The sequence below is a fragment of the Spongiibacter thalassae genome, from assembly GCF_012272835.1.
Taxonomy (GTDB): domain Bacteria; phylum Pseudomonadota; class Gammaproteobacteria; order Pseudomonadales; family Spongiibacteraceae; genus Spongiibacter; species Spongiibacter thalassae.
Window position 1 is genome coordinate 875,014 of the sequence record NZ_JAAWWK010000002.1, and the last position, 21,305, is coordinate 896,318.

At 57.7% G+C, this 21,305-nt stretch carries 18 protein-coding genes; all 18 read left to right on the plus strand.

What is annotated here, in order from left to right:
* Positions 1 to 26 precede the first annotated feature (26 nt).
* Positions 27 to 1,997 carry a phage terminase large subunit family protein gene (locus HCU74_RS08360; RefSeq protein WP_210425154.1) on the plus strand — a complete coding sequence of 657 codons (1,971 nt, stop codon included), beginning with the start codon at positions 27 to 29 and terminating at the stop codon, positions 1,995 to 1,997.
* The gene (locus HCU74_RS08365) at positions 1,998 to 2,198 is read left to right on the plus strand and encodes a primosomal replication protein PriB/PriC domain protein (protein WP_168449925.1); all 201 of its coding nucleotides are present in this window, start codon (positions 1,998 to 2,000) and stop codon (positions 2,196 to 2,198) included. It abuts the gene before it with no gap.
* 5 nt (positions 2,199 to 2,203) lie between these two features.
* On the plus strand, positions 2,204 to 3,730 hold the full coding sequence (locus HCU74_RS08370) for a phage portal protein (protein WP_168449926.1): 1,527 nt from the start codon (positions 2,204 to 2,206) through the stop codon (positions 3,728 to 3,730).
* On the plus strand, positions 3,681 to 5,759 hold the full coding sequence (locus HCU74_RS08375) for a ClpP-like prohead protease/major capsid protein fusion protein (protein WP_168449927.1): 2,079 nt from the start codon (positions 3,681 to 3,683) through the stop codon (positions 5,757 to 5,759). The genes HCU74_RS08370 and HCU74_RS08375 overlap by 50 nt, the downstream gene beginning before the upstream one ends.
* Before the next feature lie 76 nt (positions 5,760 to 5,835).
* Complete coding sequence (locus tag HCU74_RS08380; RefSeq protein WP_168449928.1) at positions 5,836 to 6,138, plus strand: DUF2190 family protein; 303 nt, start codon at positions 5,836 to 5,838, stop codon at positions 6,136 to 6,138.
* Complete coding sequence (locus HCU74_RS08385) at positions 6,138 to 6,479, plus strand: head-tail joining protein (RefSeq protein WP_168449929.1); 342 nt, start codon at positions 6,138 to 6,140, stop codon at positions 6,477 to 6,479. The genes HCU74_RS08380 and HCU74_RS08385 overlap by 1 nt, the downstream gene beginning before the upstream one ends.
* A 3-nt stretch (positions 6,480 to 6,482) precedes the next feature.
* Complete coding sequence (locus tag HCU74_RS08390; protein ID WP_168449930.1) at positions 6,483 to 7,112, plus strand: hypothetical protein; 630 nt, start codon at positions 6,483 to 6,485, stop codon at positions 7,110 to 7,112.
* Positions 7,113 to 7,114: 2 nt separating this feature from the next.
* The gene (locus tag HCU74_RS08395) at positions 7,115 to 7,579 is read left to right on the plus strand and encodes a hypothetical protein (protein WP_168449931.1); all 465 of its coding nucleotides are present in this window, start codon (positions 7,115 to 7,117) and stop codon (positions 7,577 to 7,579) included.
* Positions 7,580 to 7,582: 3 nt separating this feature from the next.
* Positions 7,583 to 8,335, plus strand: coding sequence for a phage tail tube protein (locus tag HCU74_RS08400; protein ID WP_168449932.1), 753 nt, complete (start codon positions 7,583 to 7,585; stop codon positions 8,333 to 8,335).
* Positions 8,336 to 8,405: 70 nt separating this feature from the next.
* Positions 8,406 to 8,648 carry a hypothetical protein gene (locus tag HCU74_RS08405; RefSeq protein WP_168449933.1) on the plus strand — a complete coding sequence of 81 codons (243 nt, stop codon included), beginning with the start codon at positions 8,406 to 8,408 and terminating at the stop codon, positions 8,646 to 8,648.
* Positions 8,641 to 9,813, plus strand: coding sequence for a hypothetical protein (locus HCU74_RS08410; RefSeq protein ID WP_168449934.1), 1,173 nt, complete (start codon positions 8,641 to 8,643; stop codon positions 9,811 to 9,813). The genes HCU74_RS08405 and HCU74_RS08410 overlap by 8 nt, the downstream gene beginning before the upstream one ends.
* 129 nt (positions 9,814 to 9,942) lie before the next feature.
* A complete protein-coding gene (locus HCU74_RS08415; RefSeq protein ID WP_168449935.1) occupies positions 9,943 to 13,473 on the plus strand; it encodes a hypothetical protein in 3,531 nt (1,176 codons plus the stop codon).
* Positions 13,470 to 13,850: a hypothetical protein gene (locus HCU74_RS08420; RefSeq protein ID WP_168449936.1), complete on the plus strand. Its 381-nt coding sequence runs from the start codon at positions 13,470 to 13,472 to the stop codon at positions 13,848 to 13,850. Before HCU74_RS08415 ends, HCU74_RS08420 begins: the two co-directional genes overlap by 4 nt.
* Entirely contained in the window at positions 13,847 to 17,347 is a 3,501-nt protein-coding gene (locus HCU74_RS08425; RefSeq protein ID WP_168449937.1) for a hypothetical protein, read from the plus strand. Before HCU74_RS08420 ends, HCU74_RS08425 begins: the two co-directional genes overlap by 4 nt.
* Positions 17,347 to 18,429 (plus strand): hypothetical protein, encoded by a 1,083-nt coding sequence (locus HCU74_RS08430; protein WP_168449938.1) that lies wholly within the window; start codon positions 17,347 to 17,349, stop codon positions 18,427 to 18,429. Before HCU74_RS08425 ends, HCU74_RS08430 begins: the two co-directional genes overlap by 1 nt.
* On the plus strand, positions 18,429 to 19,172 hold the full coding sequence (locus HCU74_RS08435) for a hypothetical protein (RefSeq protein WP_168449939.1): 744 nt from the start codon (positions 18,429 to 18,431) through the stop codon (positions 19,170 to 19,172). Before HCU74_RS08430 ends, HCU74_RS08435 begins: the two co-directional genes overlap by 1 nt.
* Positions 19,172 to 21,061: a hypothetical protein gene (locus HCU74_RS08440; RefSeq protein WP_168449940.1), complete on the plus strand. Its 1,890-nt coding sequence runs from the start codon at positions 19,172 to 19,174 to the stop codon at positions 21,059 to 21,061. The genes HCU74_RS08435 and HCU74_RS08440 overlap by 1 nt, the downstream gene beginning before the upstream one ends.
* Positions 21,058 to 21,291 (plus strand): hypothetical protein, encoded by a 234-nt coding sequence (locus HCU74_RS08445; protein ID WP_168449941.1) that lies wholly within the window; start codon positions 21,058 to 21,060, stop codon positions 21,289 to 21,291. Before HCU74_RS08440 ends, HCU74_RS08445 begins: the two co-directional genes overlap by 4 nt.
* Positions 21,292 to 21,305 lie beyond the last annotated feature (14 nt).

A 21,305-nucleotide genomic window follows, 5' to 3' on the forward strand; every position in this document is an offset into this window, starting at 1 on the left:
ATTTTCAGAAGGCCGCCCGGGCTGGCTTGACCGCCCTGGTGCGGCCTGAGCCAAAAACGGCCACGGAATGGGCCGACGAAAATTTCTATCTGTCCAGCGAATCCTCATATCACGAGGGGCGGTGGTCGACATTGCATTTTCAGGTGGCGATCCTTAACGCAATGGGCTCGGACGCGGTCCGAGTCGTGAACGTCGTAAAAAGCGCTCGCCTCGGGTACACGAAAATGCTCCTGGCAGCGATTGCCTACTATCTGGAGCATAAGCGTCGAAATGTCCTGTCATTCTCGCCGACCGACACGGATGCCGAGAACTTTTCCAAGACTCACGTCGATACCGCCATTCGGGATGTGCCGCCTCTAAAGGAGCTGGCTCCTTGGTGCGGGATGAAGCACCGAGACAATACCCTCGACAAAAAACGCTTCTCGAACGGAAAACAGCTGTTCATCCACGGCGGTAAGGCAGCCCGGAATTACCGGGAGAAGTCGGTCGACGTGGTGATTTATGACGAGCTTGCCGCCTTCGATGCAGATATCGAAAAAGAGGGCTCGCCGACCACACTTGGCGACAAGCGCCTCGAGGGCTCAACGTTCGGGAAATCGATTCGAGGGTCAACGCCGAAAACTCGGGGCGAATGCCAGATTGAGAAGGCGGCAAGCGAATCAGAATACTACTTTCGATTCAGGGTGCCGTGTCCACACTGCGGAACCGAGCAAGTGTTGGAATGGGGCGGGGCGGATTGCAACTACGGCATCAAGTGGAATAACGAGCTCCAAGGCATTGAGGCCCGAGCCGCCACGGCCTTTTACCTCTGCCGGGCAGGGGCCTGTGTCATCAAACAGCATGAACTGAATGATGCCGGACGAGTGCATTCCGCCCACGAAGGTCGCTGGGTCTGTGATAACACAGGCGTATTCACTCGGGACGGGGTGGACTTCTTTTCATCTGATGGAACGCCAACGACCACGCCGGCACACATCACGTTTCACGTGTGGACAGCCTACAGCCCATTTACCACCTGGGCTCGGATAGTTGAGGACTTCCTCAAGGCCAAGGGCGATGCGAGCAAGTTAAAGACCTTTGTCAATACCACCCTGGGCGAGACCTGGGAGGACGAAACCGGCGAAGGCCTGGAATGGGAGCACCTGTACAACCGTCGGGAGGTTTTCCCGGAAGTCCCTGACAGGGCGGTTGCGCTGTTTGGGGGTATCGACACGCAGGACGATCGATACGAGGGCCGCGTCTGGGCATATGGCCCAGGGGAAGAGAGCTGGCTCGTCGATCGATTCATTCTCTACGGCGACCCAGCTGGGGAGGAGCTTCAGCGCAAAGTAGAAGAACGGATCCGCAAGCAGTACACCCGTGCCGATGGTCAGATTCTGGGCGTGAAAATGTGGACATGGGATTCAGGTGGTCACTACACCGACGAAGTCTATGCCCAGTCTAAAAAGCTCGGGATTATGTGGGTCATACCGACAAAGGGCGCTAGCCAGTACGGAAAACCCATCGCTGACTTCCCCAGATCACGGAATCGCAAAGGCGTGTTTCTCACCATGGTTGGTACAGACAACGCCAAAGAAGTCATTTATTCCAGACTTCGAATTCAGCCCGAGCCAGCTGAGGCTGTGCCAGGGTGCATACACCTGCCGGCCAATTCAGACATCTGCGACCAGGAAGAGCTAAAACAGCTGGTTGCAGAGGTAAAGAGAAGCAAAATCCAAAAGGGCCAGCGTGTTTACCGCTGGGATTCCATGGGACGGCGCAACGAGGCCCTCGATTGTTGTGTAGGGGCTTTGGCTGCTTTGCGCATTGCGCAACAACGATTCGGTTTCTCCCTCGACGCGGAATACCGCAAACCGCGACCGGAAAAGCCTACGGCGGAGGAGGCAACTCCCCGCCCTGAAAAAGGCGCCTTCGATAAAAATGGATCCCGGACAACGGGCGGGGGCGGTAACGATTGGCTGGGCATCAACAAATCAGGCGGAGGATGGCTCAAGTAAATGCCGACACCTACAGCGCAAGACATGCTCGACAAATACATGGAGGCCGAGTTGGCCTTGCTCGAGGGCAAATCCATCACCTGGAACGGCAAGACCTATACCCGGGAAAACCTCGGCGAGATTCAGCGAGGCCGCAGGGAGTGGGAGCGCCGCGTTGGTAACCAGAGCACTCGCCCCTTCGGATTCGCGAGATTTTATTAATGGCCATGAACTGGATTGACCGGGCGCTGGCGCCGCTGTTTCCCGGCATGGTCGCCAGCCGTGTGGCTGCTCGGCTGGCAATCCGCGCCTATGAGGCTGCACACCCATCCCGCACTCACAAGGCCAAGACCGAGCGCCGCTCAGCTAACGCGGCGATCAAAGCCTCAGCCAAATCCCTGCGGGACCAAGCCAGGGCCCTGGATGAAAATCACGACATCGTTACCGGGTTGTTCGACAAACTCGAGGAGCGCGTCGTGGGGTCGAAAGGGATCGGAATTGAGCCCTTGCCGCTGCTGACGACCGGAGATGTCGCCACTGAGTTAGCCGCTCAGATTAAATCTGCGTGGGGCGAATGGAGCCTGCGACCGGAAGCCTCCGGCATGCTGTCCCGCCCCGAGGTAGAACGACTGGTGGCCAGAACTTGGCTGCGAGACGGCGAGGCTTTAGCCAGCTTTATTGCGGGTAACGTGCCCAGCTATACGCACCTGACCGAGGTGCCATTTGCGCTCGAGCTACTGGAGCCAGACTACCTGCCGCACGAGGACGACGCCACGAGGGGTATTACCCAGGGCGTAGAGCGTAACGAGTGGGGCAGGGTGAAGGGCTACCACATATTCAAAAAGCACCCGGCAGACTCAGTTTCGTTAAAGGCCGACACCAAGTTCGTCAAAGCTGACGACATGATCCATATCGCCACCCGCAAACGCATTGGCCAGGTGCGTGGTGTTTCCCTGTTGGCGCCGGTCATGATCCGGCTCGCAGATATCAAAGATTACGAAGAGTCCGAGCGTGTGGCCGCCCGTATCGCGGCGGCGCTGGCGTTCTATATCAAAAAGGGTGACCCGGGACTGTATGCGCCCAACACCGAACCTGACGCCAAAACCGGCGAGCGGACCATTCCGTTTGGCCCGGGCATGGTCTTCGACGGCCTCGCTCCCGGCGAGGACGTGGGCACCATCGAGAGCAATCGACCCTCGGCTCTGCTTGAAGGCTTCCGAAACGCGATGTTACGGGCTGTGGCCGCGGGTACTCGCACCAGCTATTCGTCACTGGCCAGAGATTACAACGGCAGCTATTCGGCACAACGCCAAGAGCTGGTCGAGTCGCAGTCCGGTTTCGAAGTTCTGCAAAACACCTTTATCGACCAATACGCCCGCCGGGTTTACCGACGCTGGCTCGAGGTGGCCATCGCCGCCGGAAAGATTCGAATCCCGGTCGGCGTCGAAAAGCGCACTGTATTTAACGCCGTTTATATCGGCCCCGTTATGCCATGGATCGATCCCAAGAAAGAAGGCGAAGCATGGAGAGGTCTGGTCGCCGATGGATTTGCCACCGAGGCCGAGGTCGTCCGTGCCCGTGGCGGCAACATCGCCGAGGTCAAGAAACAACGGCGCCAGGAAATCGATGAAAACCGCAATCATGGCCTGGTGTTCGACTCCGATGCTTACCACAAACACTATTCCACAGGAGGCAAAAACGCCGATGAAAAAGCCACTACTTCCGGTAGCAGCGCTGGGGACGATGATGAATAGCGCCATTATGGCGTCTGCGGCGGTGCGGATCACCGAGCCACTGGCAAAAGCAGGGGCGGAAACCTGGTACGCCATGAGTGCCGCTGCCAACGGTGCCCTCAATATCTCAATCTACGACGAGATTGGCTTCTGGGGCATCAATGCCGCTGACTTTAAGCGCACCCTGGACCACTACGGCGATGTATCCACCATCAATCTGTCGATCCATTCGCCCGGTGGGGCTGTTTTCGAAGGCCTCGCCATATACAACCTGCTGCGGAATCACCCCGCCAAGGTAAACGTCCACATCGATGGACTCGCAGCATCAATCGCCTCGGTCATCGCAATGGCAGGCGACACGATCACCATTCCCGAAAACGCTTTCATGATGATCCACAAACCTTGGGTTAATTCCATGGGTGATGCCGAAAAGCTTAGGGAAGATGCCGACCTGTTGGACAAGGTCGAAACCAGTTTGCTCTCGGCCTACCGAAGCAAAACCGGGCTGCCCGATGACGAAATCACCGCAATGATCGCCGCTGAAACGTGGCTGACCGGGGCGGAAGCCGTCGAGAAGGGCTTCGCCGATTCACTCGCCGAGCCCCTTGAGGCCGTGGCTAACTTTCAATCAACGATGTTGAGGCTTGAAGATATGTTTAATTCCATTCCAGCCGGTGGCGGCAATCAGCCCAAGCCGAAAAACACGCCTGCGCCCGCTGCTCCTGCGGCGCCAGCAGAGCCCGCACCCACACCTGCTCCTGCAGCGCCCGCCGCGCAGGTTCCCACAGTGGCTGATTTCCAAGCTGCTGAAACCCAGCGCCGTACTGAAGTACGGGCTGCGTTCGAGAACTTCGACTATCCCGAACTGCGTGATCGTTGCCTCGATGATATGACTTGCACAGTAGAGCAGGCTCGCGCCGCACTGCTGGACGAAATGGGCAAAGGCCGCGAACCCAGCAGGCCCTCAGCGTCCCAGATCCACGTCGGCAACGGCGCCCTGGTGCGAGACTCCATCCGCAATGCGCTGTCTGCCCGGGTAGGTGTCGCGGAAATCGAGAGTGGTAATGTTTACGCGGGCATGACGCTCATTGAGCTGGCACGAGCCTCTTTGGTCGACAACGGTGTCGGCGTGGCCAGTATGACGGATCGCCGTATTTTGGTAGCGAATGCCTTCACCCATAGCACAGGGGATTTCTCCATCGCTCTGTCGGATGTGGCCCACAAATCCATGCTACGCGGCTATGAGGAGGTGGAAGAAACCTTCGAAAAGTGGACCAGCAAGGGCATTCTGACTGACTTCCGCGAGGCAAGTCGAGTGGACCTTTCGCGGTTCCCATCGCTGCGCAAAGTCGCAGAGGGTGCAGAGTTCAAGTATGTCACCACCAGCGACCGTCAAGAAAAGATCTTGCTGTTGACCTACGGTGAGCTGTTCTCAATCTCGCGCCAGGCCATCATCAATGACGACCTGTCCGTGTTTGATCGCATCCCTCGCATGTTTGGTCGTGCAGCCCGTCGCACCATCGGTGACGCGGTGTATGCCGCGCTGATTTCCGGTCCCACGATGGGTGACAACAAGGGTCTGTATCACGCAGATCACAAAAACACCTCTACCCCAGATGCGCTGGACGTGGCAGCCCTCGACGGCATGAAGGTAAAAATGGGCACCCAGAAAGAGGGTGGCGCGTCGCTCGGTATTCGCCCTGCTTACCTACTCACACCCATTACCCGGGAATCTACGGCCAAGGCAATTCTGGCCGCAGAGTTCGATCCGGCTTACGCCAACGACCGGGTTCCCAACCCGATCCGTAATTCCATGGAAGTCATTGGGGAAGCCCGTCTGGACGATGACAGCCCGGATAAGATCTACGGCGTGGCCAGCCCCGGCATGTACGACACCATCGAAGTAGCGTACCTGGACGGCAACGAGTCTCCATTCCTGGATCAACAAGGTGGCTTTGAAGTCGATGGCATTACCCACAAAGTTCGCATCGACTGCGGCGTGGCCCCAATGTCCTTCCGCACCATCCACCGGGCAACCATCACACCCTAATTGAGAACCATTAATTGGCTTTCCCCTGCCGCTGGCGGGGGTGGTCCTCCTGTCTCTGAAATCGAGAGGATTTGAGATGAAAAACTATGTGCAAAAGGGTGAGGCGATCACCGTAACAGCGCCGGCGGCCCTGGTCTCTGGCCAAGGCGTGCTCGTCGGCGAAGGCCTCTTTGGCGTTGCAGTAAATGCAGCTGAGAGCGGCTCTGAAGTGACTATTATCACTGAAGGCGTGTTTGAACTTCCCGCCGATGCCACCGTAGCTGCCGGGGACGTTGTGGAGTGGAACACGGGAGAAGCCTTGCCGATCGCTGCAGGCGTGCGAATTGGTGTCGCTTTAACGGCGTCCACGAACGGATTGGCACAGGTAAAAATCGGCTGATGTCTTTCAAATCGATGACAGCCGCAATGACGGTCATGGCTCGTGGAGCCTTTGGCTCAACCGTTACCGTCACGCCGCCCGGCGCCGGGCCTATCCCCGGTGTTGGCGCGATCATCGATAAAGGAGCTGAAGTCACCGACGAATTCGGCGCCGGCTCCGACAACAGGGGCTTTGGTGTCGTAACAGCAACCCGAATTGAGGTCGAGTTATTTCGTTCTGAAGTCGGGAGCGTTGGGCGCGGCACCCTGGTTCAGGACGACGACACCGGCGAAGTATTTCGTCTACTCGACCCAATTGAAGCCAGCGGCGAGATCATGCGCTGGGTCGCCAGCCAAGTGTAATGTATGACTGGAGAACAATTTGACGCTGGTCAGCTCGATCAGTTTGCAGACCGAATTCGAAAGTCGCCAAACAAGGCGGAAACTGCATTCATCGAGGCCCTCAATAAAGGCGGTGAGTTTGCACGTCAACGTGGTGTAGACAAAATTCATTCCGAGCTTAATTTGACGCGCAGTTACGTCGAAAAGCACCTGCAAATTACCCGCCAAGCGCAGCCGGGGGACCTTCGTACCGTCATCAGTGGGCGGGCAAGGCCAACCACTCTTTACCGATACGGTGGCGACAAAATAGCGACCACTCCAGCTAGAAGCGCCAGGCGAAAACTCAAGGGCGATAAGCGTAGGGGGATCGCTCGCGGACAAAAAGCCGCGGGCATTCAGCCATTTCGAGTGAAGCGGAGTGGCTCATCCACGAAATGGGCTGGCGGATTTATTGTGTTCTTGAATCGCGGTGTTTCGGGTGACGGGAGCAATGTGGCAATGGCCATCCGTACTGGCAGAGGACGAGATGACTGGCGTGTGCTTTATGGTCCGAGTGTCGGCTCTGCCTGGAAAAACGTTCGCCGCGACGTTAATCAGGAGGCGCTGGAGGTTGTCGGCGCCGAATTCCAAACGGCCTTCACCCGGATTTTTTGATAATGACTGAATCCCAATCAACCTTGATCGCTAAGGCAATCGAGCGCTGCCTGCTGCATATCGCAAAGGACTCAGGATATCTGACCGATGCTGGATCGAGCGTACACAGAGGCTGGTTCGCACACGCCATTCAATCGCGAAGCGCAACATTTCCACTGATAGCAATTCAGCCAGACACGCAAAGCGTAGAGAAAGCCAGCGGCACCGGGCGAGAGTTCAGAATCGCTGATAGCTTCAGACTGGTTGTTGCCACCGACGATGTGGCACATCCAGCCGACCTATTGAAGGACTGCATGCGCGACGTGCGGCGCGCCCTTGCCCTCAACTGGGAAGCTGAAATCACCTCAATACCAGGGGTTCGCGCCCCTGATATCGGAACGGCCGAGTTTGCGTTATCCGCCGACTCACCTCACACCCTCGCGGCAATGCCCGTGGGAATTACCTTTACTGAAAAACACGAGGCATAAACCATGGCTCAACAAACCTATAGCTACATGGGCAAAGGGAAGATTTACCTGCGGTCGACTTCTGGCGGCGGAGCGATGCCCATTGGTAACTGTTCCGCGCTCACCTTGAGCGTTGAAACCAATTCCGTTACCCAGCCGAACTACCAGGTGGCCGGTGGCGGCGTGGCCAATGAAATACAACGTATTTCAACGGTCTCTCTGGCGATGACCATGCTGGAGTTTCGTCCGAAAAACCTTCAGATCGCGCTGCGGGGAACAATCGCTGCGGTGACGGCCGGCACCGTGACTGACGAACGGCATGAAGCCTATGCCGACGGACTTGTGGCCTTCGACCACGTTCCTGATAAGGGAGAAACCATAACCGTCACTCACGACCCGGATGGCACGCCCGTCGCTTTGACTCTCGGCACTGACTATCAGGTGACCGGTGCCGGCATCGTCATGCTCGATTCCGGTAATTACGTGGACGGTGATCAAATTGGTGTCGATTACACCAAAGTCGCCGGAAACGCCATCGAAGCAATGACTGGGTCTGGCGATGAGTACGAACTGATCTTCGACGGGCTCAACGAGGCGGAAACCGACAAGGCAGTTATTATCCGCGTGCATCGCGTCAAGTGGTCACCTACCTCTGGCCTCGGATTTATTGGTGAAGATTTCGGCGAGCTGCCCCTCGAAGGCTCGGTATTAGTCGACAGTACCAAGGTCGGTGCGGGCATATCCCAATACTTCAAAGTGACATTTGCCGACGAGTAACACCACCCCCGAATCCGGCGGGAAACTGCCGGACGAGGTTAATTAAGACGTGAGCGACTGAGGTGAAGGCATGAGAGTGACCAGCGCAGATTCAGAAACCGAGTACCGAATGCGCGGTGGCTCGTATGTTATGGCTTTTAAGGCCAATGGCGGCACCCTCGATGTGCAGGTGCGAGTGGAAGAAGGTGTGTTTGTCAGCGCCAAACAGTATTCCGAAGACTTTGTTGAGGTTGCCGACCTCGGTCGCGCCGTGTGCAAATTCGTCGTAACGGGTGCAGGAAAACTGAACGTCTACGGCGGAATTAATGTTTAAGCCGCTATTTCGCACAGCCTTCGCGGCCGTCGATAGGCACTTGCTTCCCGTTGAAGGTGTGAGCTTGCTGGAGCAGGTACAGGCTCTGATCAGTTCGCATGGCGGGGTACTGTATACCAATGACCTCAGCACCATGTTCCAGGATGAAGCGGGCACACAGCCAGTGACATCACCCGGTGACCCGATCGCGCTATGGCTTGATTCAGGCCAAGGTGGATTGGGCAGCCTCGGTGTAGAGCGCGTCACCAATGGCGACTTCAGCAGTGGTGAAACAGGATTTACCGAGCTTGGTGGAAACAGCATAACCGTAGCCGGTGGGCAAGCCACGCTATCCCGCGCAGTTGGTGGCAGCGAGCCAGTGGTGAGCTTCAGTGTCGATACAGAGGCAGGAAAAAGCTACTTGATCTCAGTCGATGTTATCGATCGCAGCGACATGGGCGCGAATGCATTTGGCGTTTACGCCGATGATGTCGCACTGCTGAGTACCACGGCTTCCGGGGTGTCACAGCTCTTGTTTCATGCCTCAGCAACGGAAACAGCAACGTGGCAGCTGAGAATCATGGGAGGTACGCCGCTCACCTCGTCGCGCGACATTGTGATTGATGAACTTTCGGTGAGGGAGGTGCCGGGGCACCATGCTGTTCAAACGACGGCGGCCGCTCAGCCAGTGCTTCAGCAGGATGGCAGCGCATTCTATTATCTGGATTTCGATGGTGTCGATGACCTGCTGGCTGGGCTGAATTCTGTTACGTTATCGCAACCAAGCACCGTCTCTATTTGCTTTAGCGTCCCGGCAGCGGGGACCTCCCGTCCTTTGTTATCAGGTACCAGCCCGAATCGACACAACATGACAATCAATGGAACTGACCACCCCCTGATTTTTGCCGGCGGATCGTTGGTGGACACTGATACGACTATTGCAGTGAATGTGCCTTACATATTCACAGCCGAATTCAATGGCCCTTCCAGCTCAATCCGCATCAACAAATCACAAACTGCCGGCGGTGGCGCGGGGACTGAGGGCTTATCTGGATTGTCGATAGGAGCGGGTGGTGGGGGTTCGCCGCCGAGCGAGGCAAGTGTCTACGCCGTGGCTATCGTCAGCGGCGTCTTGTCGGCCTCCGAAATGGCAGTGCTAGAGGATTACATCGAGAGTCTTTATTGAGGTGAACCTGACCTCTGCTAGCCGCTTCTTCGAGCGATAAATCCACGATCCGATCCCAATACTAATACCCCTTTCTTCGCACGGCCCCACGCTGTGCATACAACCTCTTCCCTATAGCGGTGCCTTCCCATGGCTTTAAAAGACCAAACCGTTAACCTCATTCTTCGTGCAAAAAACTTCTTGTCTGGCGATACCGCGAAGGCTGCCGACAGTGTCGATGGCCTGGCCAAAAGCGCGGACAGATTGAAAGGCGAACTGCGAGCCCTCGAGGACAATCAAGGGCTCGTTAAGCAGTTTGAAAAAACCGAAAAGGCTGTTGAGCGCACGTCTGCCGCCTATGATCGGGCTCGCCTTCGAGCAGACAAGTTAGCCGACAAAATCGATAAAGTGGGTGTGCCTACACAGCGTCAAGCCCAGGAGTTTGACGCTGCTCAAAAAGCGGTTAATGCGGCTGAACGCGCGTACCAACGGGCCGAAAAAAGTCTGGGCGAGCTGGCTGAAGAAGCCAACCAAGCTGGCATCAACCTTGAGGATCTAAACGGTGAGCAACGCCGGTTGGCGGAGCGAGCAAAGACAGCCCGCCGGGAACTCGATGACCTGGGCAACGACACCGAAAAAACCGATTCTCGCTTCCTCTCTTTCCGCAAAAACCTCTCGAACAGTGTTGTTACCCTTGGCAAGTTGGCCGCCGCCGCGACTGCCGCGGGTGCTGCTCTTGCGGTAGGGGCGCTAACCCGTTTCACATCTTCCCAGGCCGATCTGGCTCGTCAGACCCTGGCGAGCGCAGAAGCCTTCGATATCTCGGCTGAGACACTCCAAGAGTGGCAATACGCCTTTGATCGCGTCGGCATCAGTGGCGAAAAAACCGCCGATATTATGAAAGATGTCGCCGAGAAGATCGGTGATGCCTTTCTAACCGGTGGTGGTGAAGCCGCGGAGGTAATCAGTGGGCTAAATCTTAACATCGAGCAACTGGTTCGGCTCAAGCCGGATGAGCAGATTCTTGCGATCTCCGACCGGCTGAAAGGGATGCCCAAGCCGGCTCAGATCCAAATTTTGGAGGCATTGGCTAACGATGCGTCGTTGCTGTTGCCACTTCTGGAAAATAATGCCGAGAAGCTCCGCGAGCTGTCGGAGGAGGCTCGGCAGAGAAACGCAATATTTAGCGAGGAAGAACTCCGAACCTTAGCTGACGTTGATAGTCAGCTTTCAAAAATATCAGCGAGCTTGTCTGGGTTTGTAAAAAAAATAGCGTTAAGCGCGGCCCCAGCATTTAAACGGCTGGCTACAGCGATAGATCAGGCTTTAAATGATCGACCGGAGCTCATTCGGAAGGTTACTGAAGCCGTTGCATCGTTTAGTGATACCGCCGTTAATGGGATTCTTGGCCTAGTCCAAGCATTGAAGGTCTTGGCCGGAGCGGTAAACGAAAACCTCGCGGCAATAGGATTAATGGGTAAAGCTCTTGTCGCGCTGAAGTTGGCTTCATTTTCCCAGTCCGCCGCGAAACTGGCGGGTACGCTCGGTGGAGCACTTGTTACTGGGACAACAGCGGCGGCGTCCGCCACTAGGACACTTGGTATAGCCCTGCGCGCGCTTCCATTTTTGGCATTAGTTGAAGGCGTCACTTATACGGCTGCGGCCTATCTTAAGCTAAAGAGGGCGCAGAACGAACTGGCGAAGAGTCAGCAGTTGCAGGAAGAGGTGCAGGAAGAAGCCAACCGACGAATGGCTGAGTTCCAAAAGCAAACGGGCCTGTCTGTAACGTCCCTCAAAGATATGATTCGCCTAATGGAAGAAGGCGTGGTGGTTCAGGATGAATACAGTGGCAAGTGGCGCCTGGCGGCCGATGAGATTTCGGATGCTGAGAGGGCGCTTCGGAGTAAGCTAAAAGCGTCGAAAGAGGCCAAAACTGAGCTGGCCAAATTTGAAACGGTGGTTCAGTCGCTGATATTTGCGTTCAGAGAAAGTAAGGGGGCTGGAGAGACGCTGGAGCAAAGCATTGCAGCGCTGGGCAGTAAAGCGCTGAACAGTGGTGTATCTGGCATTCAAGCGCTTTCAATCAGTCTTGAGCGATTAGCTCTGGAAGGCGAAGGAACGAGGCAAGAGCTGTCCGACGGGCTCGCGACATTTCTTAAAGATCTGAGTGGCAAACAGTTCACAGCGTTTGGTGCAGCGATTACCAAAGAGCTTGAACGCATCAATTCAGCGTCTGGTGAGACCAGTAATCGCTTGTCGTTTATGGCAACGCTACTAGACGCAACGCTCACAGCTGCGGCACAACGTGCGGGTATCGACATCGGCGAGGTGCTGGAGGGCATCAGCCAGGACAGCCGCGAGGGTATTCTGGCGTTTCAGCAATTGGTCAAACAAATCAGCCTTTCGGGGCTTGCAGCGGAGCAAGCGGATAAATTAATCAAAGCTGGTCTGAAGCAGACTCTTGAGGGGCTGGATACCTCGGAGGAAATACAGGCCACGATCACGTCGCTCCAGGCGCTTGCGGAGGCGGGTGATCTGTCCGCTAGTCAGGTTGCGGATTTATTGGCACTGGTGAACAAGCGCGGCGAGGAGATTGCTCGCTCGTTGGAGGGGGCGGGTGATGCTGGCGTCGACGCCGGCAACCAAATCGCCCAGGGCATGGAAACCGCGCAGGATTCGGTGCGAGAGCTGGGCGAAGAAGTCAGCCGGGCGGAGCAAGCCATTGGTGACACGGCGGTCAGGGCCAAGGCGATAGGCGAGCGCGTTGCAGGCTTTTACAACACCGTTACCGCCAACCTCGCGAGCCTGAGTCAAAAAGCCCACGACGCCTTTCAAAACATCACTGGTGGCCGGTCTGCCGCGCGAGGCATCGACGAAACACGCGCAAAGCTTAAAGCCGTCGAAGCCCAGATACGGTCGATGCAGCAGGCGGTGCACGTTGACCGCAGCGGTATTGTCGACTGGATGAAAGACACTTCCGTCGCGGCCGCGACGGTTGAGCGCGATTTCTATCGCCAGAAACTGGCACTGGAGGAGCTGCTCGAGCGTTTCGAGAGCGGCAACCATCGAGTGGCGGGGCTGGGGCTTACCGTTGATGAGGTCTCGCGTCGCTTTGATCTGTTGGATGAACAGGATTTGTCGCAGTTGCAGGGGTCTGTGGCGCGTGTGCGGGACGAAGTCGCCGGCTTGCAGGATTCCCTGGAAGACACGATCAGCAGCTTGCGTCAGGAACTCGCCAGCCTCGAAGGCGACACGGTTGAGCTGGAACGCTTGCGGTATCAGGAAGCGCGCCTTGAACTCCAGGAGCAATTGAATCGGGCCCGGTCGTTGGGTGATCGCAATGCGATCGCAGCGGCCCAGGAAGCACTCTCGCTACAAAAGCAGGCCTATGATCTTCGCGTGCAGCAAGCGCGGGAGCGCGATCTCGAGGATCGGCGCCGCGCCGCAGAGCAGGCTGCTGAAGAGGAACGTCGCCGGCAGGAACGCGAAGCCGAGCAGCGTGAGCAAACCGCCGCGGCCTTTTCTCAAGAGCGCCGACAGGCCACGTCACAGCCCGCACAGGGCGACAGTATTCGATTACAACTTCCCAACGGCCGCACCGCAGAACTCAGCGGGCCTACGGCCGACATTAACCGATTGCTCGAATTTCTGAGCGAAGCCGGATTGAGGGCCAACCAGTGACACTTGATGGCATCGATATTACCGACAACCTGGTTTGGGTAGATGAGTTCCAGTTTAACCAGATCGAGCAAAGTCAGGAGCGGAGTCTGACCGGAGGGCTGATCGTCCAGGAGGGCGTCAAGCGTTATGGCCGCCCGATCACCCTGCGGGGATGGTTGCCCCGGGCGACGCTGGATCTTCTGTTTGCCTTAGAGGCGACGCCGGCCACCGCAATGACGTTGGTGTTGGCTGACGCCCGCACATTCAGTGTGATTTTCAACCGCACCCGTATTGCCATTGAGGCCGACGAGGTCGCCCCTTACACCAAGGCCAGCACCGAGCCTGACTGGCAGTACCAAACAACACTAAACCTGTTAACCGTGGAGCCCAGCGCATGACCATTACCAGCGCCGATATCAAGTTAATGCAACCGGAACGGCTGTCGGACGACGCCGACGGCGGCGGTCAGATGACGGGCCTGCCGGTCGTCGATGGCGACATCAATAATCTGTTTGAAGATATCTCCCGGGTGAACCGCACCTACGGCAGCGTCAGCATGCGGAAAGCCTTTCTCAAAGTGGATACGGCGACCGCGGACCTTTATCTGGACTCCCACGCCATCCTGAGTGCTCAACCCGCCGACCCGAATGTAACGGGCCTGCTTTTCAGCACCGAGGACTTCTACGACGAGCGAGTGCAAGCGCGGGTGGCCGTCGAGTCATTCGTGATTCAAGGCCCGGTGACCGGGCTGCAATTGCGCGGCACACAGCTAAAGGGACAGCGAGCCTTGATTTGCTATGCGCCTTCGGTAAACACGGTACCGTCTCCCGAAGTCGGCGAAACCTACATGCTCCAGATCAACGACGACCTGGAGACTCGTCAGTTCATCAAAGTTCTGGGCGTTGAGCAAAGCTCGGAGATATTTACCTACGAAGTTGAGGGTGGGAACATCCGCACCTTCCGCGCCGAGCAGTATGTTCTGTCGATTTCCACCGATTTAAAACAGGATTACCCAGCAGAATCGCCCAGTCCACTGGCGGATAATGCGGCTCGCCTTTACTCAACGCAGCCCGCGTCATCGGGCAAGTACTACGGCACGACGACGCTTGCAGAGCAAGCCCTCGCGGGTGATACAGCCATCACGGTCACCGACACCTTCGCCCCCATCGTGCCGACCGCAAGCACTGAAACGCCTGTGGTGGACCAGCGCCCCGGCGGTTTTTCCTCCTTGGTAGTCGAATCGGCGGACGCTGATATCACGTTATCAGTGACCGTTGCCGGCGGAGCCACCAGCCTGCTGCCGTGCGCGATCGTGCCAGGATCAATGTCCCTGGTCTTGTCCGGCGTGACCTACACCGACAAGGGCGGGATTTTCGTCAACGGCAGCGGCGATCCTGCGCAGCTTGATGGCGCTGAGATCGATTACCTGAGCGGCATTATCTCCTGGGGAACAGCTACGGCCTCCGGCACCGGCAACCTTACTTTTCGCTCGGGCGCGTTGTACCAGCGACTGCCGAACACCGGCACCATCAGCATCGTTGATGGCAATCGCAACTTTAACTACGTGATGACCCTGGACCCCGCGCCGGCGCCGAAGACATTTCATGCCTCGTATCAATACCTGGGCAAGTGGTACTACATCTATGATGACGGATCCGGCGTGCTCATCGGTGACGGCTCTGGGCAGATTAACTTTGACACAGGGTCAGTGGTTTTGACCCTGCAGGCGCAGCCGGACGCGGACTCGCTGATCTTTTATCGCTGGGCCGAGGGCGGAATATTTGCAAAAGCTGCAGACATTGCCTTCACCGGACCCTCTCCGGTTCGACTGACGACATCGCAAGCACCCGTGAAACCGGGAACGTTTACCTTGTCGTGGGACGAGGGTGGCGTCGGCAAAACAGCCACCGAGGCCGGAGACGGCGTGCTGACCGGAGACGCCACCGGCACGATTGATTATGCCCGTGGCGTGATATCACTGACCTCGGGCAATGCGCCCGATGACGACTACACTCTCGACTACACCTTTAAGGATGCGGTGCCCACCGTCACCACTATCGCGCTATCGGACAATCTCAATCAGAGCGATGTGACCTTCACTTTGCCCACCGGCATCGCGCCAGGCGGCCTACGATTTGATCTGGTTAAGTCGTACAAGCGGCAAGTGCTCGACGAAAACGATGTGGTGCTTAGCGAGTGGTATGAGGAGGTGACGGCTTCGTTCTATGACGATGGCAACGGCAATATGAAAGAGCGCCATCACCAGGACGTCTTCGTCGGCACGATCAATTACAGCACCGGCGACGTGGTGCTGTGGGGCACCGAGATATTCCAAAGCCGACGCGTGAAAGCCAACGCCAAAGCGGTATCGGCAGTGGTGGGGTACGCCCAGGAGTACTACACCAAGCAGCAGGGTGAGAACTTGCCCGAGATCCTGCTCGCGCAATCGATCGACATCAACCACAACCAGGCCACTGACGTAGACACGACGCAGCAAGACACCCGCGCCTACAACGCGCAGCCCTGGAACTTCACTCTTGCCCGCCAGTACGACATCGTGCCAGGAAGCGTGATACTCGATATCGACGGCGCGATTTGGTTTGACGATGGCGACGGCCGCTTGCTGCACAGTTACGACACGACCACCGGCACCGGAGTGGTGGCTGGCACCATTGACTACGGCTCGGCCGACTGCACCATCCCGTACTACGCTGGGCGAGCGCACACCGCGACGATCACGCCAGTGGCAACGCTAATCGGCAAAAGCTGGGGCGTGTTTCGGGGCGGCCGGTTTCTGACGTCAGCCTCTCCGCTGCGGCCCAGTGGCTTCAATATTCGCGGCGACAATATCAACACTGGCACGCAGTACAACGGCGAGGCTGACCACGAGGGCGTTATCACAGGCGATGGTATCACCGGATCGGTAGACCTTCAGGACGGCTTTGTGCAGGTCGAATTTCCGGCGCCGGTATCCGACTCCACCGTGTTTTATAACGCCGTTTCGTTTAAGCAGATCCCGCTCGACGAGGACATTCTCGGCCTTGACCCTGTGCGCTTGCCTGGGGATGGGCGAGTCCCAATCTTGCGGGATGCCGACATACTGGTCATCACCCACACCCAAAAAGACCTGATCCCGTCGCCGGGCGATGGCGTCGTCGTTAATGCCGGGCGGGATAAGCTCTACGACGGGTGGATCGAGGACGACGAAGCCACCCGCTTATCTCCAGCCCAGTACACCCTGGACAAGGCTGCTGGGACCGCAACGCTCGCCACCCCATTTACTGCAGAAGATGCGCAGAGCAACCCGCTGGTCGGCGACCTGCACTTTGTGCATCGAATTGATGACATGGCGTTGTGTACCGAGGCTCGCATCAGCGGCCGTCTGCAGCTGGCGCAGCCGCTTTATCACGACTTCCCTGTGGCGGACACCTGGGTGGCTTCCGCCGTTTACCTGGGGAGCCTCAGAGCCAAAACGCAGGACTGGGTTAGCTATACCACTGACCCGGGTGACTACGACGGCGAAGGCACACCGACCAACGCCCAATACAACCTGATCGCTTACCCGATTGCGATCGACAATCGGGGCGCGGTGCCGGATCGCTGGAAAATCAAATTCAACTCGACCACGACCTTTGAGCTGTTCAGCGAGCAGCGCGGGCTGGTGGCCTCAGGCGATACCGGTACCGACTTCAGCCCAACGAACCCGCAGACCGGCACGCCGTACTTCACCATCGTCGCATCAGGCTGGGGCAGTGGTTGGAGTACGGGCAACACCGTGCGCTTTGATACGGAGGCCGCTGCGGCCCCGCTGTGGCTAATCCGCACTGTACTGCCGGGCCTTGCGACGGTGGACGATGATCAGCTGAAAATCGAGCTACGTGGAGATCACAACTGATGCCAGTGACGATTTATAAAAGCACCGACGCAAACGCCCCGGCCAAGCCTAGCACTGGGGCAGATACCCCCAAGTACATCATGGACATATTCAAGGCGTGTCTGGTTGATGGGTATTCAGGCAAGGCCGCTGCGGGCTGGACGCTCGACTACAACGATACGACGGCGGGCAAGGAGCGGATGGCGCTGTCCAACGGAAACGGTGTCATCGAATTTGTGCAGCACCGCAACAACCACATCGTGATGCTGCTTTGGGACAGCATCACGACCCCCGGTGTGGGGGCGTTCTACGATGACGCCTTCAACGACGTAATGAGCGATGGCGTAAACGGTATAAAACATCTCTCGAAGCCTACGCCCGGGGCGGAATCGGAGGACGTACCTGCGATATACACATGGAACCTCTTCACCGGAAGTCAGTATGACTGGACTCTCTATGCTAATGACAAGGCCGCTTGGTTGAGATTTCACTATCCAGAGGGGCACGCCTCTGCGGAAGCGGGAGATAGCCTTGGTTATAGCGCGTCCTACCACCCTCTCTTGTTTTTAGGGGCGATACAGTCGCCAGATTTAGCCCGGGATTCTTTCGGTAACTTCTTTCTTGCCTACGGGGGGTACATCAAGCCTAACCTGACTTCGGGAAACACCTCCGCCACACAGCATATTGCCCACATGCTAGGGTTACGAACCCCGATGGGGACGGTGCCGGACTACGCCGTAAATACCCCTGTCTTCGACATCGAGTACGCCCAACGCGGGACATACGACCACAACCCGCTGAGCCCAGTGAGGGAGGTCAGTCGGTTTACGGTGACGTACATGGGGGCGGATGTTCCAAAGCCGTCCCATTGGAGCAATACATCTCAAGCCGAGTACCATTTTGCTTACCTGCCGGGCGCACTGACCCTTGGCAGGGACAATGGCAGCAACGGAGGTTTTTGGGGCAACTGGTCGCTGGAGAACGGCTTTACTTGGAACCAGCAAACATCCGTTATCGGGGGATTGAGCGTCTTCCCTGCCGGGGTGCTTAACTCTACTTCGGCAGGGACGGGCCTCACTGACGATGCCGGATGGTGGCCGTGATGCCAGTACAGATTCGTATTTGTGACTCGATAGAAACGCCGAACATCCAGTGGAAAGACTTCACCGTTGTGATAAACGATGCGAACCCGGACGCGGTAATCCCATTTCACACGTTTGTAAGAAACCGCCCCTTCGCCAAGTCTGCGGTGGTGACAGCCTCGGGAACACTGCGCCTCGACGTTTCGCAATTCCCCCCGGTCGTATCGGTAATGGCGATGGCTGGCGGGGGGCAAAAAGTCTACTTTGGCAGGGACATCGACCTCGTCAACGACACCTCAATTACCCTGTACGCGATTGATGAAAGCGGTGCAGGATCGGGCGGGGGCGGAGGATCACATCACGTCGCCGGGACCGTCACTATTGACGACGCATCCAAGGCGCGCAGCGTTCTTGTCATCAGCGACGACACCGGCAGCGGGCGCAAGGTGCTCGCCGAGGAGGTCAGCGGCAGCGACGGGCTATTTGATATAGCGTATACCGGGTGGACGGGGCCAGTAATTGTTCTGGCTGTAGATAACTACGGGGCAGAATTTCAGACAGAAACGGCGCTCAACAGCGGTGACATCGTGCACCCCGCCGTGCCAAACGGCTACGTCTACGAAGTCACCGCGAGCGGCACAACCGGCACAACCGAGCCGCAATGGCCCTCGTCAGGCAGCGTGCAGAGCGGGAGCGTCACGTTTAACACCATACCCTACTACAGACCTGTAGCCAGCGGCCCGCTGCAGGGAGCGCCGGTTTAATGGGATACACGGTCGAGAGCTGGAACAGCGTCACGCTCGCGCTGCGCGACGGCCCGTTTGTGGTGCCGGCCGACCCGACCACAGTCGACCTGGATTTCATCGATGCCGTCACTTATCCGCCGCTTCCCTGGGCGAGCCCCAGTATCTGGCAGGCCATCTCGGCACCATTGCTCAAAGCATCGGACGACGATGGTGCTACAGCAATGCCGCTGACCAGGGCGGAGGCTGCGGATACCTCTACGCGCGTCGAGTGGGGTATCGCCGGCGCCAGTTTCGCCGACGTCGCGGCCTCGTTCGGCAAGCCGTCAGTCCAAGACGTGCCGCTGTTGCTTCCTTGGGCTGGAGCTTTCGCCCTTGCCGCACCTTATCAATCGCCATGGGGCAAGCCCGTCAACGTCGACAGCCAGGCAGCCCCTCTATGGGAAGCCGCTACGCCCAAGGACCGATGGGGGTACAGTGCGGCATGGGTGACCAGTACGTCTGCCGATCAAGTGCAGGGCGCCGGATGGCATACCGTCAACCTGCTCGGCGAGATCTACGACGACGATGCACTGCGCGATGCGCGGCTCAATACCGACACCGCCCTCGCCATCACGCTCGACTTTAAAGAGGGGTCTTACAAGCCACCGAAGGCAACGCTGATCGCGCTTGAGCTTGCTTACACGCCACCGATTCGCCCCATTGTGCCGCACGACGTCGCCACCCATCTGACGGCACGCCAGGCCTCTCCCCATGATGACCAGCGTCGCATTCCCTGGGGAGACGGTGACACCCTATGGCGAAACGTCAATCTACCGTACCCAGTGGAACCGAACCTTCCGCCACCCCCGGCGCCGGGAATCCCCCCTGAAATCAAATTGGTATATCAGCAGATGAATACGCTACAGATCACCGACATCGCTACGGGAACGCCGCTGGACATCCGCGATGTGACCCTGAGCCTGGACATCGACTCGCTAAGCTGGAAGTTTACCGGCACGGTTTATGGCCAGGGCACCCTGGATCTCGTCAAGCCGGACAGCCAGGGAATGAAGGAAATCAGCGTCACAATTAATGGCCATGGCTGGCTATTTATGATCGACCGCTACACCAGTGACGAGCGATTCCCAACCAAAAAGTTTCAGCTCAGCGGGCTAAGCCGAACGCAATACATGAGCGCGCCCTTCGCGCCCACGCGGTCGTACACCAACACCAGCGCAACCACGGCCGCACAGGCAGCAGCGCAGGAACTCAGCAATACCGGCTTTACACTCAACTGGCCGACAAGCGGCGATACTGCTCTGCCAGACTGGCCGATCCCTGCAGGAGCCCTTAGCTACCGCGAAAGCAGCCCGGCCCAGGTCATCGCCAAGATCGTCACCGCCGCCGGCGGCGTCATGGTGCCCAGTCGCAATGCCGATAGCTGGGATATTCAGCCCCGCTACAAAACACCACCGTGGCAGTGGGCAAGCGTTACCCCTGACGCGATTATTTACGTCGGTATGTTGCGATCCCGCTCTGGCCAGTACGAGCCTGGTCAGCAGTACGACGCGTGCTATGTGAGCGGGATCAACGTCGGTGAAGCCGTCGATGTGCACCGAGCAGGAAGCGGCGGCCTGAATCCGATGCCGGACGTCTACGACGACCTGATTACCGACGCCCAGGCAGCCATCAGTCGCGGCAAAGCGGAGCTTTCCGGGGCGGGCAGCAAAGTCATCGAGACGCTATCGACAATAATCCCGGAGAACGCCGGGGCGCCAGGCATACTGACACCGGGGCAGATCGCCAAGATCACGCACGACGATCCAGCCGATGATTACTTCGGGCTGGTAGTATCGAACCACATCGCCGTTCAGCGAGCGGGGGCGGCGGAAATTTATCAGTCGGTTACCCTGGAGCGCAGCGCATGAAATCACGCAACCCCTGGATAAACTTCCAGCGCCTCCTGCAGGGTGAGGGCCGCAGCGTTGTCACTGTGCAAAGCAACAACGATGACGGAACGAGCACGGTCACTACACGGGGCGGTACCGAAATCAAAGTGAAAGGCGAGCAAATCGCTCCGACCAAAAAGGCGGTCATCGAGGGCGGGGAATTGAAATATGAGGTGCCCAGCTTGCCAACGTCGGTGGTTGAGGTCTGATAAAGGCGCACGCT